At 38.9% G+C, this 15,296-nt stretch carries 13 protein-coding genes and 2 pseudogenes; 14 read left to right on the forward strand and 1 reads right to left on the reverse strand.

Going from position 1 to position 15,296, the window contains the following annotated elements; all coding sequences use genetic code 11:
- Positions 1-50: 50 nt before the first annotated feature.
- From K4Z77_RS05655 to K4Z77_RS05715, 13 genes are all read left to right on the forward strand, one after another.
- Positions 51-542, forward strand: coding sequence for a phosphoribosylanthranilate isomerase (locus tag K4Z77_RS05655; protein ID WP_224218730.1), 492 nt, complete (start codon positions 51-53; stop codon positions 540-542).
- Between the two features lie 173 nt (positions 543-715).
- Positions 716-2,458, forward strand: coding sequence for a glycoside hydrolase family 13 protein (locus K4Z77_RS05660; protein WP_224218731.1), 1,743 nt, complete (start codon positions 716-718; stop codon positions 2,456-2,458).
- Between the two features lie 119 nt (positions 2,459-2,577).
- Positions 2,578-2,889: a hypothetical protein gene (locus K4Z77_RS05665; RefSeq protein ID WP_224218732.1), complete on the forward strand. Its 312-nt coding sequence runs from the start codon at positions 2,578-2,580 to the stop codon at positions 2,887-2,889.
- A gap of 3 nt (positions 2,890-2,892) precedes the next feature.
- Entirely contained in the window at positions 2,893-3,621 is a 729-nt protein-coding gene (locus K4Z77_RS05670; RefSeq protein WP_224218733.1) for an alpha/beta fold hydrolase, read from the forward strand.
- A 478-nt stretch (positions 3,622-4,099) separates the two neighbouring features.
- The gene (gene ylqF / locus K4Z77_RS05675) at positions 4,100-4,951 is read left to right on the forward strand and encodes a ribosome biogenesis GTPase YlqF (protein ID WP_224218734.1); all 852 of its coding nucleotides are present in this window, start codon (positions 4,100-4,102) and stop codon (positions 4,949-4,951) included.
- Positions 4,938-5,717, forward strand: a complete 780-nt coding sequence (locus K4Z77_RS05680) for a ribonuclease HII (protein WP_224218735.1) — start codon at positions 4,938-4,940, stop codon at positions 5,715-5,717. The genes ylqF and K4Z77_RS05680 overlap by 14 nt, the downstream gene beginning before the upstream one ends.
- Positions 5,718-5,733: 16 nt before the next feature.
- Positions 5,734-7,284, forward strand: coding sequence for a ClC family H(+)/Cl(-) exchange transporter (locus K4Z77_RS05685; protein WP_224218736.1), 1,551 nt, complete (start codon positions 5,734-5,736; stop codon positions 7,282-7,284).
- 164 nt (positions 7,285-7,448) lie between these two features.
- Positions 7,449-8,840, forward strand: coding sequence for a peptidoglycan-N-acetylglucosamine deacetylase PgdA (gene pgdA / locus K4Z77_RS05690; RefSeq protein ID WP_224218737.1), 1,392 nt, complete (start codon positions 7,449-7,451; stop codon positions 8,838-8,840).
- A gap of 76 nt (positions 8,841-8,916) precedes the next feature.
- Positions 8,917-9,759 carry an aldo/keto reductase gene (locus tag K4Z77_RS05695; RefSeq protein ID WP_224218738.1) on the forward strand — a complete coding sequence of 281 codons (843 nt, stop codon included), beginning with the start codon at positions 8,917-8,919 and terminating at the stop codon, positions 9,757-9,759.
- Between the two features lie 268 nt (positions 9,760-10,027).
- Positions 10,028-10,399, forward strand: a complete 372-nt coding sequence (locus K4Z77_RS05700; RefSeq protein WP_049539691.1) for a GFA family protein — start codon at positions 10,028-10,030, stop codon at positions 10,397-10,399.
- A gap of 209 nt (positions 10,400-10,608) precedes the next feature.
- Positions 10,609-11,526 carry a glycine--tRNA ligase subunit alpha gene (glyQ, locus tag K4Z77_RS05705; RefSeq protein WP_000038736.1) on the forward strand — a complete coding sequence of 306 codons (918 nt, stop codon included), beginning with the start codon at positions 10,609-10,611 and terminating at the stop codon, positions 11,524-11,526.
- 211 nt (positions 11,527-11,737) lie between these two features.
- Complete coding sequence (gene glyS, locus K4Z77_RS05710; RefSeq protein ID WP_224218739.1) at positions 11,738-13,774, forward strand: glycine--tRNA ligase subunit beta; 2,037 nt, start codon at positions 11,738-11,740, stop codon at positions 13,772-13,774.
- Between the two features lie 42 nt (positions 13,775-13,816).
- Positions 13,817-14,074 carry a DUF896 family protein gene (locus K4Z77_RS05715; RefSeq protein WP_000371299.1) on the forward strand — a complete coding sequence of 86 codons (258 nt, stop codon included), beginning with the start codon at positions 13,817-13,819 and terminating at the stop codon, positions 14,072-14,074.
- 318 nt (positions 14,075-14,392) lie between these two features.
- Here the strand turns inward: K4Z77_RS05715 and K4Z77_RS05720 are convergent.
- A pseudogene (locus K4Z77_RS05720) lies at positions 14,393-15,025 on the reverse strand (transposase); the annotation flags it as partial.
- Positions 15,026-15,076: 51 nt separating this feature from the next.
- Here K4Z77_RS05720 and K4Z77_RS05725 point away from each other — a divergent pair.
- A pseudogene (locus K4Z77_RS05725) lies at positions 15,077-15,296 on the forward strand (IS3-like element ISSpn11 family transposase); the annotation flags it as partial.

Raw genomic sequence — 15,296 nt, forward strand, 5'->3', positions numbered from 1 at the left:
GTTTATTATTCACCACGAAATTAAGTTCTATATCAACGATTGGAGGAGGAATGAATTCTCTATTTGATGAATTTCGAACAATTTGTTCTCATTTAAACCAAGTCGGAATCACTCCGACGCTCATGGGGTCTTTGGGGTTTGAATACCGATCAAATGAAGAATGGGGGCCGTCTGACATTGACATTCATGTGCCTGGTGATCCTAGAGGCTGGGAAGCACCCGATCATCTCAGAATTTATGAGTGGGACAAGATAATGAAAGTGATGAAACACTTAGGCTACGCCTTAATAGATATTCATGAGCATGAATTCCAAAAAGATGGTCTGAGTGTTGAATTCGGAAGTATCGATTCTTTACCTGATTTTGCAGGAGTTTCGGAATCGGATATAGAGCTGATTCATCTCGAAAACATCACTTTTCGCGTTCCAAGTTTGGAACAGTTTTTAAGTATTTACAAGGCTTCTTCCCAAGATTCTTATCGAAATGAGCACAATAACAATAAGGATTTTAAAAAGATAGAGTGGCTGGAAAGACAGTTGTAAATCATCATTTGAAAAGTAGCTAGTTGTAAGACTGGCTGCTTTTTTATTTATAGAACCAAACCACTAGAATCTACGGACATTCCTTGCAAATAGTTTACAAAAATAGTATACTGGGTTTATTAATTTTGAAAACGTTTGCGTAAAAATAGATTGAAAATTTAGGAGACAAATTGATGGAATTAAGTGCTATTTACCATAGGCCTGAGTCGGAGTTCGCCTATCTTTATAAGGATAAGAAGCTTCATATTCGGATTCGAACTAAGAAAGGGGACATTGAAAGTATCAACTTGCATTATGGTGACCCTTTTATCTTTATGGAGGAGTTTTATCAAGATACAAAGAAAATGGCTAAGATAACTTCTGATTCCTTATTTGACCATTGGCAGGTTGAAGTGTCCGTCGACTTTGCACGTATCCAGTATCTCTTTGAACTTAAGGATACAGAAGGCCAAAGTATTTTGTATAGCGATAAAGGGTGTGTGGAAAATTCTCTAGAAAATCTTCATGCTATTGGGAATGGATTTAAGTTGCCCTATCTTCATGAGATTGATGCATGCCAGGTTCCTGACTGGGTTTCAAATACGGTATGGTATCAGATATTTCCTGAGAGATTTGCCAATGGAAATGCTCTATTAAACCCAGAAGGGACTTTAGACTGGGATTCATCTATCACACCTCAGAGTGATGATTTCTTTGGTGGTGATTTACAGGGGATTATTGACCATCTGGATTATTTGCAAGACTTGGGTATTACTGGACTTTATCTTTGTCCTATCTTTGAATCCACGAGCAATCATAAGTACAATACGACGGATTATTTTGAAATTGATTGTCATTTTGGAGACAAGGAAAACTTTTGGGAGCTGGTCGAGCAAACTCATCAGCGTGGCATGAAAGTCATGCTGGATGCTGTATTTAACCATATTGGTTCGCAATCGCCTCAATGGCAAGATGTTGTCAAAAATGGTGAACAGTCTGCTTATAAGGATTGGTTCCATATTCAACAATTCCCAGTGACTACTGAAAAGATAGCTAATAAGAGGGAACTACCTTATCACGCTTTTGGTTTCGAGGACTATATGCCTAAGCTAAATACAGCTAATCCAGAGGTCAAGGATTATCTTTTAAAGGTTGCGACTTATTGGATTGAAGAGTTTGATATCGATGCTTGGCGTTTGGATGTGGCTAATGAGATTGACCATCAGTTTTGGAGGGATTTTCGCAAGACAGTTCTAGCTAAAAAGCCTGATCTTTATATTTTAGGAGAAGTCTGGCATACGTCTCAGCCTTGGCTAAATGGAGATGAGTTCCACGCGGTCATGAATTATCCTTTATCTGATAGCATCAAGGACTATTTCTTACGTGGTATTAAGAAGACGGACCAGTTCATCGATGAAATCAATAGTCAATCTATGTATTACAAGCAGCAGATTTCAGAGGTTATGTTTAATCTCTTGGATTCGCATGATACAGAACGAATCTTGTGGACGGCAAATGAAGACGTTCAACTGGTTAAATCAGCCCTATCCTTTCTCTTTTTACAAAAAGGAACACCCTGTATCTATTACGGAACCGAGCTAGCTTTGACTGGCGGTCCAGACCCAGATTGTCGTCGTTGTATGCCTTGGGAAGGCATATCAAGTGATAATGATATGCTGAATTTCATGAAGAAGCTAATTAATATTAGAAAACAAGCGTCAGCAACCATTCAGCATGGCAGGTATAGACTAAAAGAAATCAAAGCTGATGTATTAGCCATAGAATGGAGTTACGATAACCAAATCCTCAAAGCCATTTTCAACCAGTCCAAAGAAGATTACCTTTTAGAGAAGGAAACCGTAGCACTAGCAAGCAATTGCCGAGAATTGGAAAATCAGCTTGTCATCTCTCCAAAAGGTTTTGTGATTTTTCATTAAAGAGCAATTATGAGCGACAGGAAAATTGTAGTATAGAGAGCATTTTACAAACAGACTATTTGTCGTCTTGCTACAAATGATATATAATTTAACTTAAAGAAAATAGGAGGACTAATCGAATGGAATTAAAAGATTTTACAGAAAAAGAACAGGAAATGATTAAGAAGGGACTGACGACGTCTAAGATTAGTGACAAGGAAACTGCTGAGAAGATTCTTGCACTAGTACCACAAGACTTGATTAAGCGAATCCCGTTTTTTGTCAGAAAGCATGCTACGACACGTACTATTAAACGCATTTCAATTGAACACCCTGAACTCTACGCTGCAGCCCAAACAAGTGGTGAAATTCCAGAAAAAGAACGCGAAGAATTGCGCCAGATTATCACGACTATCCTTGAACAAAAGATGAATAAGCATAGTATTAAGTAGAGAATGAAAAAATATTTTATTGGCGGTTTGGGAAGCAATGTCTATCATAGCAAGGATTTTTTTCAAGAACTAAATTCGCAGATTTATTTTCTAAATCCATATGAAAAGCATCTTCGAGATGAAACAGAATTGAAATCATGGTTTAAAAAATCGATAGAAGAGGAAGAATCTATTTGTCTGATAGGCCATTCTCTTGGAGGAGATTTGGCGCGTTATCTTGCATCGGAATTTTATGAAGTGAAAAAACTAATTCTTTTGGATGGTGGATATCTAGATTTAGATAAGATTTTACCTTTAGATACAGAGTTAGAGGAAACTAAAAATTATATTGAATCTCAAGTCGTCTCAGACTTAAATCTTCTTATTTCTAAAGAAAAATCCGAATCAAAACATTGGTCAGAAAATATGGAGGAAGCTGTAAGACAGTCCTATCACTGGAATGCGAAGTATAATAGATATGAGTTGGCTATAAATTATGAAAATATAGAAGCGATACTCCGCCTACGGAGGAAAATACAAGCTTTTAAGAGAGAAGTGGGAAATACCTTGTTTATTAGTCCTCGCTATCCTAATGAAGCTATATGGAGAGAGGAAGCCCTAAAAGAATTGCCAGACTATTTTGATACTATTCTTCTAGAGAACTTTGGCCATGAGCTTTATACTGAAGCACCTAAAGAAATCGCTAGTCTAATTAATGAGTGGTTCTCTTATTCTCACTGGGCTATTGAATAAATTATCCTAATCAATATATAGTTGATTGGAATAAGATATGAACAAATTGATTAGGAATATCAAATTAATTTGGGCTCTTTGTCAACTGTAGTAGGTTGAAGAAAAGTTAAGATCTAGAAAGGACAAATTTCGTCCTTTCTTTTTTGATATTTGAGTCTTTGATATCGAGTGGTTTTGTGATAAAAAGTAATGATTACATATGATTTTTTCTATTAAACTTTTTCTACACAAAATAGACTCCATAATATCCATAGGGGATTTACCCACTACAAATATTATAGAGTCGCTTTTTCTATTCCGGGAGCTTGAAGGGCTATCATCGGACAAAATAGAGAAGGCATGATATAATATAGAGTAGATTTCTATGTAATTAAATAAGAACTGTTTGAACACCATTCATTTGAAAACTCTCTATGTTCAAACGATAGTAAAATAAAATAGGGTATCTAAACCCGTGCTACGAAAGGAAAAAAACTCAATGGCTACTATTCAATGGTTTCCTGGTCACATGTCTAAAGCGCGTCGACAGGTGCAGGAGAATTTAAAATTTGTTGATTTTGTGACGATTTTGGTGGATGCACGCTTACCTCTATCTAGTCAAAATCCTATGTTGACTAAGATTGTTGGTGACAAACCAAAACTCTTGATTTTAAACAAGGCGGACTTGGCCGACCCAGCAATGACCAAGGAATGGCGTCAGTATTTTGAATCACAAGGAATCCAGACGCTAGCTATCAACTCCAAAGAGCAAGTGACTGTAAAAGTTGTGACGGATGCAGCCAAGAAACTCATGGCTGATAAGATTGCTCGTCAAAAAGAACGTGGTATTAAGATTGAAACCTTGCGTACTATGATTATTGGAATTCCAAATGCTGGTAAATCAACTCTCATGAATCGTTTGGCTGGTAAGAAAATTGCCGTTGTCGGTAACAAACCAGGTGTAACAAAGGGTCAACAATGGCTCAAAACCAATAAAGACCTGGAAATCTTGGATACGCCAGGGATTCTTTGGCCTAAGTTTGAGGATGAAACTGTTGCGCTTAAGTTGGCCTTGACTGGAGCTATTAAAGACCAGTTGCTTCCTATGGATGAGGTAACTATTTTTAGTCTCAATTATTTCAAAGAACATTATCCAGAAAAGTTGGCTGAACGCTTCAAACAAATGAAAATTGAGGAAGAAGCGCCTGTGATTATTATGGACATGACCCGTGCCCTCGGTTTCCGTGATGACTATGACCGCTTTTACAGTCTCTTCGTGAAGGAAGTCCGTGATGGCAAACTCGGTAACTATACCTTAGATACATTGGAAGACCTAGATGGCGACGATTAAAGAAATCAAAGAACTCCTTGCAACGGTCACGGAGTTAGAAAGTCCTGTTTTTTTTAAACTCGAAAAGGATAGTCGCTCTGGAGTTCAAAAGGAAATCAGCAAGCGTAAAAAAGCCATTCAGGTAGAATTGGATGAGGATCTTCGTTTGGAAGCTATGCTTTCCTATGAAAAAGAACTTTATAAGCAAGGTTTGACCTTAATTGCTGGTGTTGATGAGGTTGGCCGTGGTCCTCTGGCTGGACCTGTAGTCGCTGCAGCCGTTATTTTACCTAAAAATTGTAAGATTAAAGGCCTCAACGACAGCAAGAAAATTCCTAAAAAGAAACATCTGGAGATTTTCCAAGCCGTTCAAAACCAAGCCTTGTCAATCGGAATTGGTATCATGGATAATAGTGTCATAGACCAAGTCAATATCTATGAAGCAACCAAACTGGCCATGAAGGAAGCAATTTCCCAGATCAGTCCGCAACCTGAGCATCTCTTGATTGATGCCATGAAACTAGAATTGCCCATTTCACAAACATCTATCATCAAAGGAGATGCCAACTCCCTCTCGATTGCAGCAGCTTCTATAGTAGCCAAGGTGACACGTGATGAATTGATGAGGGACTACGATCAGCAGTTCCCTGGCTATGATTTTACTGCTAATGCAGGATATGGAACTGCTAAACACCTAGAAGGCCTCACAAAACTAGGAGTTACCCCAATTCACCGAACCAGCTTTGAACCCGTTAAATCACTGGTTTCAGGAGAAAAAGAAAGATAAGTTAGAAGGAATGATTATGGAGGAACAGTCAGAAACACTCAGTTCCAAGAAAGAATTTGCCTTTGCCTCAAGCACCATCTTATCCCAAGTTGGACGAGGAATCATTGTCGGTCTTGTCGTTGGGATCATCGTTGGATCCTTTCGTTTCTTAATTGAAAAAGGCTTCCACCTGATACAAGGACTTTATCAAGATCAAGCGCACCTAGTGCGCAACCTTTTTATCATTGGTCTATTTTATTTAATAGTTTGTTGGCTCAGTGCGAAATTAACTCGGTCAGAAAAAGACATCAAAGGTTCAGGAATTCCTCAAGTCGAAGCCGAATTAAAGGGACTCATGACCCTCAACTGGTGGGGCGTACTTTGGAAAAAATATGTTCTAGGAATTTTGGCAATTGCCAGTGGACTCATGCTGGGGCGTGAGGGACCCAGTATTCAACTCGGAGCAGTTGGTGGAAAAGGTATTGCCAAGTGGCTCAAATCCAGTCCAGTAGAGGAACGTTCCCTGATTGCCAGTGGTGCTGCAGCAGGATTAGCCGCAGCCTTTAATGCTCCGATTGCAGGACTTCTCTTTGTGGTAGAAGAAGTCTATCACCATTTTTCACGCTTTTTCTGGGTCTCAACTCTAGCAGCCAGTCTCGTAGCAAACTTTGTCTCTTTGCTCATATTTGGCCTAACACCCGTACTGGATATGCCAGATAATATCCCACTCATGACTCTAGACCAGTATTGGATTTACCTCCTCATGGGAATTTTTCTGGGACTTTCTGGTTTTCTCTATGAAAAAGCTGTACTCAATGTCGGTCGAGTTTATGACTGGATAGGTCAAAAAATCCGTTTGGATAGAGCTTATTATCCAATTCTAGCTTTTATTCTCATCCTACCAGTCGGAATCTTCTTACCCCAAATCCTTGGTGGTGGAAATCAGCTGGTTCTTTCCTTAACTGAGCAAGATTTTAGTTTTCAAGTTCTATTAGCGTACTTTTTGATTCGCTTTGTTTGGAGCATGATTAGTTATGGAAGTGGCCTTCCAGGAGGAATTTTCCTACCAATTTTAGCGCTTGGTTCCTTGCTTGGTGCCTTAGTTGGTGTCATTTGTGTCAATCTTGGGCTTGTCAGTCAAGAGCAATTCCCTATATTTGTTATCCTAGGAATGAGTGGTTATTTTGGAGCAATATCCAAAGCTCCCTTAACTGCTATGATACTTGTGACTGAGATGGTAGGAGATATTCGTAACCTCATGCCACTTGGATTAGTCACCTTGGTCGCCTACATCATCATGGATCTACTCAAGGGTGCACCAGTCTATGAGGCTATGTTGGAAAAAATGTTGCCAGAAGAAGCGACAGATGAAGGAGAAGTCACCCTCATTGAAATTCCTGTATCAGACAAAATCGCTGGAAAACAAGTACACGAACTCAATTTGCCACACAACATCCTCATCACTACTCAAGTCCATAATGGCAAGAGCCAAACCGTTAACGGTTCAACTAGAATGTATCTCGGAGATATGATTCACCTAGTTATTCCAAAAAGTGAAATTGGGAAAGTCAAGGATTTGTTGTTGTAGGATTTTTTACATAATTTATGTTATGCAAAAATAAATTTCTTAATTAAATATATTAGAAAACCGATTCTCAGTAATGAGATCGGTTATTTTTTAATAACCCTTTTTTAATATACTATTCTTCCCAAATCATTGAAATTATAGCTTGAATTTGATATGATGGTCTTATGGATAAAAGTAGAGCAAAGCGTGAGAATCACGATAAGATAAGAATGAGTCTAATAGCCCTAGTAGCTATCTTCTCAGTAAGTATTTGTGTCCTTGGTTTAATGATTGGATACAAAATATACACAAAACAAAGTTTTGAACAAAAGATTGAATCGCTCAAAAAAGAGAAAGATGATCAATTGAGTGAGGGAAATCAGAAGGATCATTTTCGTAAGGGACAAGTAGAAGTAATTGCCTATTATCCTCTCCAAGGGGAGCAAGTGATTTCATCTGTAAAAGAAATCATGACACAGGATATTAAGGAAAATCTGGAAGACAAGGAAAATCTGGTTTTTTATTATACGGAGAAACAGGATTCGACTTTAAAAGGGATTGTCAACCGAAGTGTGATGAAACAAGTCTATGATTTAACTTCTTTAAAAGTTGAAGAGACTGAAAAAACTAGTCTAGCGAAAGTGCATTTGACAGAAGACGGTAAACCTTTTACCCTTGATCAACTATTTTCAGATGCTAGTAAGGCTAAAGAGCAACTGATAAAAGAACTGACTTCTTTTTTACAGGATAAGAAATTGGAGCAAGAAAAGGTCGATCAGATTGTTAAAGGTTTGTCTGACCAAGACTTGTCTGCATGGAATTTTGATTACAAGGATAGTCAGATTCTTATTTATCCGAGTCAGCCTATTGAAAATCTGGATGAGATTGCCTTGCCAGTATCAAGTTTCTTTGAGGTCATTCAGTCCTCTTATTTATTAGATAAGGATGCAGAGCTATATAAGGCTTATTATGAAAAGAAAAATCGTAAAGTAGTAGCCTTGACTTTTGATGATGGACCAAATCCTGCAACGACAAATCAAGCATTAGATACACTTTCTAAGTATGGTATCAAGGCAACTTTCTTTGTTTTAGGTAAGAATGTTTCTGGCAATGAAGAGATTTTGAAACGAATGAAAGCAGATGGGCATGTCATTGGGAACCATAGTTGGAGCCATCCAGTTCTTTCAAAACTTTCGCTTGATGAAGCTAAAAAACAAATTACTGATACTGAGGATGCGCTAACTAAGGTGCTGGGTTCTAGCTCTAAACTTATGCGTCCCCCTTATGGAGCTATTACAGACGACATTCGCAATAGCCTCGATTTGAGTTTTATTATGTGGGATGTGGATAGTCTGGACTGGAAGAGTAAAAATGAAGCAGCTATTTTGACAGAAATTCAGCGTGAAGTCAAGAATGGTTCTATTATTCTCATGCATGATATCCATGCTGAAACAGTGAATGCTCTGCCGAAGGTTATTGACTATTTGAAAGGGCAAGGTTATGACTTTGTTACCGTACCAGATTTGTTAGATTCTCGTCTTAAAGCTCACCAGCTCTATTACGACCGTGACCAATAATACACAAAATCTAAAGAGATAAGTTTTCTTTGAGAATTTGTTTCTTTGGATTTTCTTCTCATAGAAAGGAAAAATAATGAAATCTTACACTTTAAATAATGGCGTTCCAATTCCAGTTATAGGATTTGGAACCTGGAAAGCTGAAAATGGAGATATTGCCTATCAAGCTGTACTAGAGGCTTTAAAGGCAGGCTATCGCCATATCGATACGGCAGCTATTTATAAAAATGAAGAAAGCGTTGGTTGTGCCATTCAAGATAGTGGCGTTCCGCGTGAGGAAATTTTTGTAACTAGCAAACTCTGGAATACAAATCACAACTATGAGCAAGCTCGTCAGGCTTTTGAAGAGTCTTTAGAGAAGCTGGGCTTGGAATATTTGGATTTGTATTTGATTCATTGGCCGAACCCAAAACCTCTCAGAGAGAATGACCAATGGAAAAATCGAAATTCAGAAGTTTGGAGAGCTATGGAAGACCTCTATCAAGAAGGCAAAATCCGTGCTATTGGAGTTAGTAATTTCCTTCCCCATCATTTGGATGCCTTGCTTGAAACAGCAACTATATTTCCTGCGGTCAATCAAGTTCGTTTGGCTCCAGGTGTCTATCAAGAGGAAGTCGTAGATTATTGTCGAGAAAAAGGAATTTTATTGGAAGCTTGGGGACCTTTTGGTCAGGGAGAACTTTTTGATAGCAAGGAAGTGCAAGAAATCGCAACAAATCACGGAAAGTCTATTGCCCAGATAGCCTTGTCCTGGAGCTTGGCAGAAGGATTTTTACCGCTTCCGAAATCTGTCACAGCATCTCGTATTCAGGCTAATCTTGATTGTTTCGGAATTGAGCTGAGTCACGAGGAGCGTGAAACCTTAAAAGCGATTGCTGTTCAGTCTGGTGCTCCACGAGTAGATGATATGGATTTCTAGAAAATCATAAAAAGAATTGTACATTGTTCTAATTTTTGATATAATAGTCAGCAGGAAAGAAAGTCTTATGGCGTTCTTCAAGCGAGCTTGGGATAGTGGGAGCCAAGTAGGGCAAAATAAAGAACTGGCGCTTTCTGTAGTATTTTCAAAAACAATGAAGTAATAAATTAGGGTGGAACCGCGTTTCTGACGCCCCTAGTCGCAAGGCTTGGGTGTTGAAATTCGGTTCTTTTTGAATTCGTCTAATGCCTAAGTAGAAAGGAGCATAATGCTTAAAGGATCTTGTTTATGTAAAGCAGTGACCTACACTCTAGATGAGGAATTATCGGAATTAGTTTTTTGTCATTGCTCATTCTGTCGGAAAGCAACTGCGTCTGCCTATACAGTTAATGCTAAAGTTAGCAGTGAAAAGCTAGTATTGCATGGAAAAGAAAAGCTTGTTTCATATAGTTCTTCTCCAGGAAAACAGCGTTATTACTGCCAGAACTGTCATAGTCAAATTTTCACTGTTCAAGAAAATATACCAGAAGTCTGTGCTTTGAAATTAGGTACAATAGATAAATGCGATCAGAATTTACAAACTGTTCCTAAACGTCATATTTTTCAGGACCCAGCCTTTTCTTGGTTGCTTGATAAATAAATCTAAGAAGATAATATAAACTAAAGGAGAAAATAATGTCTAAAAAATTGACTTTCCACTGCGTCAGTGGCAGAAACCTCCTTATAGTCGGACTGCCCCATGCTCAGCACTAGAGTGCCTGAGCTAGACGCAGTACTAACTCGTCTTGCCTCGTATGATCGACGAGGCAGACTCGTGTCGCAAGTAATTTATATAAAAAGGAGTAAACAATGTCTAAGAAATTAACATTTCAAGAAATTATTTTGACTTTGCAACAATTTTGGAATGACCAAGGTTGTATGCTTATGCAGGCTTATGATAATGAAAAAGGTGCGGGAACCATGAGTCCTTACACTTTCCTTCGTGCTATCGGACCTGAGCCATGGAATGCAGCGTATGTAGAGCCATCACGTCGTCCTGCTGACGGTCGTTACGGAGAAAATCCTAACCGTCTCTACCAACACCACCAATTCCAAGTGGTCATGAAGCCATCTCCATCAAACATCCAAGAACTTTACCTTGAGTCTTTGGAAAAATTGGGTATCAATCCTTTGGAACACGATATTCGTTTCGTTGAAGACAACTGGGAAAATCCTTCAACTGGTTCAGCTGGTCTTGGTTGGGAAGTTTGGCTTGATGGGATGGAAATTACTCAGTTCACTTATTTCCAACAAGTCGGTGGATTGGCAACTGGCCCTGTGACTGCGGAAGTTACCTATGGTTTGGAGCGCTTGGCTTCTTATATTCAGGAAGTGGATTCTGTCTATGATATCGAATGGGCTGATGGTGTAAAATACGGAGAAATTTTCATCCAGCCTGAGTACGAGCATTCAAAATATTCATTTGAAATTTCGGATCAAGAAATGTTGCTTGAAAACTTTGATAAGTTTGAAAAAGAAGCTGGTCGTGCCTTAGAAGAAGGTTTGGTTCACCCTGCCTATGACTATGTTCTAAAATGTTCACACACCTTTAACCTGCTTGATGCGCGTGGTGCGGTATCTGTAACAGAGCGTGCAGGATATATCGCCCGTATCCGTAACTTGGCCCGTGTCGTAGCCAAAACCTTTGTCGCAGAGCGCAAACGCCTAGGTTACCCACTTTTGGATGAAGAAACACGAGCTAAACTCTTAGCAGAAGACGCAGAATAAAGAGAGTGACAAATTACGAAAATGGGCGAACAGAGTGAGCCCTGAGCCAGTTGCCGCAGTGATGAAGGTATCCTTAGTGAAGCTAAGGATACTAGGCAAAATTGGAGACTTTTGGCTCCAATTTTAGCAATGAAACAACGAAGTTGGTTGCTTGCGTGCCAATCACATAAGGCAAACTGGAAAATAAAAAGATACTTTTCGGAGAAAAAACATGACAAAAAACTTATTAGTAGAACTCGGTCTTGAAGAATTACCAGCCTATGTTGTCACACCAAGTGAAAAACAACTAGGTGAAAAAATGGCAGCCTTCCTCAAGGAAAACCGCCTGTCTTTTGAAGCTATTCAAACCTTCTCAACACCACGTCGTTTGGCTGTTCGAGTTACTGGTCTTGCAGACAAACAGTCTGATTTGACAGAAGATTTTAAGGGGCCAGCAAAGAAAATTGCCTTGGATAGTGATGGAAACTTCACAAAAGCAGCTCAAGGATTTGTTCGTGGAAAAGGATTGACTGTTGAAGATATCGAATTCCGTGAAATCAAGGGTGAAGAATATGTCTATGTTACCAAGGAAGAAATTGGTCAAGCAGTTGAAGCCATTGTTCCTGGTGTTGTAGATGTCTTGAAGTCATTGACTTTCCCTGTTAGCATGCACTGGGCTGGCAATAGCTTTGAGTACATTCGTCCTGTTCACACTTTAACCGTTCTTTTAGATGAGCAAGAGTTTGATTTGGATTTCCTTGATATCAAGGGTGATCGTGTGAGCCGTGGCCATCGTTTCTTGGGACAAGAAACAAAGATTCAGTCAGCTTTGAGCTATGAAGAAGATCTTCGTAAGCAGTTTGTAATCGCAGATCCACGTGAACGTGAGCAAATGATTGTTGACCAAATCAAAGCAATCGAAGCTGAACACAGTGTACGTATCGAAATTGATGCTGACTTGCTGAATGAAGTCTTGAACTTGGTTGAATACCCAACTGCCTTTATGGGAAGCTTTGATGCCAAATACCTTGAAGTTCCAGAAGAAGTTTTGGTGACTTCGATGAAGGAACACCAACGCTACTTTGTTGTCCGTGATCAAGATGGAAAACTATTGCCAAACTTCATTTCTGTTCGTAACGGAAACGCAGAGTATTTGGAAAATGTTATCAAAGGAAATGAAAAAGTCTTGGTAGCCCGCTTGGAAGACGGTGAATTCTTCTGGCGTGAAGACCAAAAATTGGTGATTTCTGACCTTGTTGAAAAATTAAACAATGTGACTTTCCATGAGAAAATTGGTTCCCTTCGTGAACACATGATTCGTACGGGTCAGATTGCTATTCTCTTGGCAGAAAAAGCAGGCTTGTCAGCGGATGAAACAGTTGACCTTGCTCGTGCAGCAGCCATTTACAAGTTTGACTTGTTGACAGGTATGGTTGGCGAATTTGACGAGCTCCAAGGAATTATGGGTGAGAAATATGCCCTTCTTGCTGGGGAAACTCCAGCGGTGGCAGCTGCTATTCGTGAACACTACATGCCTACATCAGCTGAAGGAGAGCTTCCAGAGAGCAAGGTAGGTGCAGTGCTTGCTATTGCAGACAAATTGGATACGATTTTGAGTTTCTTCTCAGTAGGCTTGATTCCATCAGGTTCTAATGACCCTTATGCCCTTCGTCGTGCGACCCAAGGTGTGGTTCGTATCTTAGATGCCTTTGGTTGGCACATCGCTATGGATGAGTTGATTGATAGCCTTTATGCATTGAATTTTGACAGCTTGACTTATGAAAATAAAGCTGAAGTTATGGACTTTATCAAGGCTCGTGTTGATAAGATGATGGGTTCTACACCAAAAGATATCAAGGAAGCCGTTCTTGCAGGATCAAACTTTGTTGTGGCGGATATGTTGGAAGCAGCAAGCGCTCTCGTGGAAGCAAGCAAGGAAGATGACTTCAAACCATCTGTTGAATCACTTTCTCGTGCCTTTAACTTGGCTGAGAAGGCAGAAGGAGTTGCTACAGTTGATTCAGCACTATTTGAAAATGAGCAAGAAAAAGCCTTGGCAGAAGCAGTAGAAACACTTACTTTATCAGGATCTGCAAGTCAACAATTGAAACAACTCTTTGCGCTTAGCCCAGTTATTGATGCCTTCTTTGAAAATACTATGGTTATGGCCGAAGATCAGGCTGTCCGTCAAAATCGTTTGGCAATCTTGTCGCAATTAACCAAGAAAGCAGCTAAACTTGCACGTTTTAACCAAATCAATACCAAATAAAATCTGTTAAACGGATTAAATCTTATCATAAAGGAGAGAAACATGGATCCTAAAAAAATTGATCGTATTAACGAGCTGGCCAAAAAGAAAAAAACAGAAGGCTTGACCCCAGAAGAAAAAGTAGAACAAGCAAAACTACGTGAGGAGTACATCGAAGGTTATCGTCGCACTGTTCGTCACCACATCGAAGGGATCAAAATTGTGGACGAAGAAGGAAACGATGTTACACCAGAGAAACTACGTCAAGTCCAACGTGAAAAAGGTTTACATGGCCGTAGTCTCGATGACCCAAATTCATAATAAATATTCTTTCTTTTAATAAGGATAGATAAAATAATAACCAAACGACTATCATACATAAATGAGCTGCACCTCAAAAGTTAGAGCTAGAAAATCTAACTTTTGAGGTGTTTTATTATGGAATTGAGTTATATAGTGAATTGAAATAGGGTACGAACAAAAAGATTAGTGAATTCAAATTAATTTCTATACAGGTTTTAGAATTATTAGTATACTATTCTAGGTTCAATCAACTATAAATATATGCTCTAAAATGATGGTCGCTGAGTCTTCTATCGTCAAGAAAATCATCAAATCCCTCGTATTATAGTCATTTAGTTAAAAAAAGCGCTCTAAATATTTGAAAAGATTTGGAACTTCCCTTAATAAATTCGTCACTTTCTTTTTCAAGATAGCCCAAGCATGCTCAATGGGATTCAAATCTGGTGAATAAGCTGGTAGAGGTAAGAAAAAGTGTCTATCTTGGATGCAGAGTGCATCCAAACTGTTCTTGGGATGAAAACTAGCATTGTCCATAACAATGACATGAGGTGTCTTCAAAGCAGGAAAGAGCCGCGTTTTGAACCATTCCACAAAGAAATCGCTCGTCATACTTTCCTTGTAAATCATAGGAGCTATAAACTCTCCATCTACTTGTCCTGCAACAATCGAAGTCCGCTCAAAACGCCGTCCGCTAATCTTTTCATAGACTTTCTCCACTCCAGGAGCCTGTGCATAAGGACGATAGAGGTAGCGGTCGATTCCCGTTTCGTCAATATATACGACTGGTAAATCTTTAGATTACTCAAAATATCAAGAAACTCAGTGACTTTCTCAGAATCTCGTTCCCTAAAGCTAGTCGTCTTTTTTTAAAGTGACATGAATTTGCTTTAAAGCTGTCCATACTGAAGGAACAGCACAATCAAAATGTACCGCAATTTCCCGTAAAAAAGCGTCTGGATGAGCCTGAACTGCATCCCAAAAGTTAGACAGAAAAAATCTAACTTTTGGGGTGCTTTTATTATGAAATTAACTTATGATGATAAAGTTCAGATCTATGAACTTAGAAAACAAGGATATAGCTTGGAGAAGCTTTCAAATAAATTTGGGATAAACAATTCTAATATTAGGTACATGATTAAATTGATTGATCGTTATGGAATAGAGTTCGTCAAAAAAGGAAAAAATCGTTACTATTCTCCTGATTTAAAACAAGAAATGATTGATAAAGTCCTACATGAAA

The sequence above is a fragment of the Streptococcus mitis subsp. hohhotensis genome (genome assembly GCF_020089495.2).
Taxonomy (GTDB): domain Bacteria; phylum Bacillota; class Bacilli; order Lactobacillales; family Streptococcaceae; genus Streptococcus; species Streptococcus hohhotensis.

What these genes read in the sequence shown, in the direction of transcription:
- K4Z77_RS05660 (WP_224218731.1), top strand. Translation starts at nt 716, where the DNA reads ATGGAATTAAGTGCTATTTACCATAGGCCTGAGTCGGAGTTCGCCTAT.
- K4Z77_RS05715 (WP_000371299.1), top strand. Translation starts at nt 13,817, where the DNA reads ATGGATCCTAAAAAAATTGATCGTATTAACGAGCTGGCCAAAAAGAAA.
- K4Z77_RS05680 (WP_224218735.1), top strand. Translation starts at nt 4,938, where the DNA reads ATGGCGACGATTAAAGAAATCAAAGAACTCCTTGCAACGGTCACGGAG.
- glyS (WP_224218739.1), top strand. Translation starts at nt 11,738, where the DNA reads ATGACAAAAAACTTATTAGTAGAACTCGGTCTTGAAGAATTACCAGCC.
- pgdA (WP_224218737.1), top strand. Translation starts at nt 7,449, where the DNA reads ATGGATAAAAGTAGAGCAAAGCGTGAGAATCACGATAAGATAAGAATG.
- K4Z77_RS05670 (WP_224218733.1), top strand. Translation starts at nt 2,893, where the DNA reads ATGAAAAAATATTTTATTGGCGGTTTGGGAAGCAATGTCTATCATAGC.
- K4Z77_RS05685 (WP_224218736.1), top strand. Translation starts at nt 5,734, where the DNA reads ATGGAGGAACAGTCAGAAACACTCAGTTCCAAGAAAGAATTTGCCTTT.
- K4Z77_RS05700 (WP_049539691.1), top strand. Translation starts at nt 10,028, where the DNA reads ATGCTTAAAGGATCTTGTTTATGTAAAGCAGTGACCTACACTCTAGAT.
- K4Z77_RS05655 (WP_224218730.1), top strand. Translation starts at nt 51, where the DNA reads ATGAATTCTCTATTTGATGAATTTCGAACAATTTGTTCTCATTTAAAC.
- K4Z77_RS05665 (WP_224218732.1), top strand. Translation starts at nt 2,578, where the DNA reads ATGGAATTAAAAGATTTTACAGAAAAAGAACAGGAAATGATTAAGAAG.
- ylqF (WP_224218734.1), top strand. Translation starts at nt 4,100, where the DNA reads ATGGCTACTATTCAATGGTTTCCTGGTCACATGTCTAAAGCGCGTCGA.
- glyQ (WP_000038736.1), top strand. Translation starts at nt 10,609, where the DNA reads ATGTCTAAGAAATTAACATTTCAAGAAATTATTTTGACTTTGCAACAA.
- K4Z77_RS05695 (WP_224218738.1), top strand. Translation starts at nt 8,917, where the DNA reads ATGAAATCTTACACTTTAAATAATGGCGTTCCAATTCCAGTTATAGGA.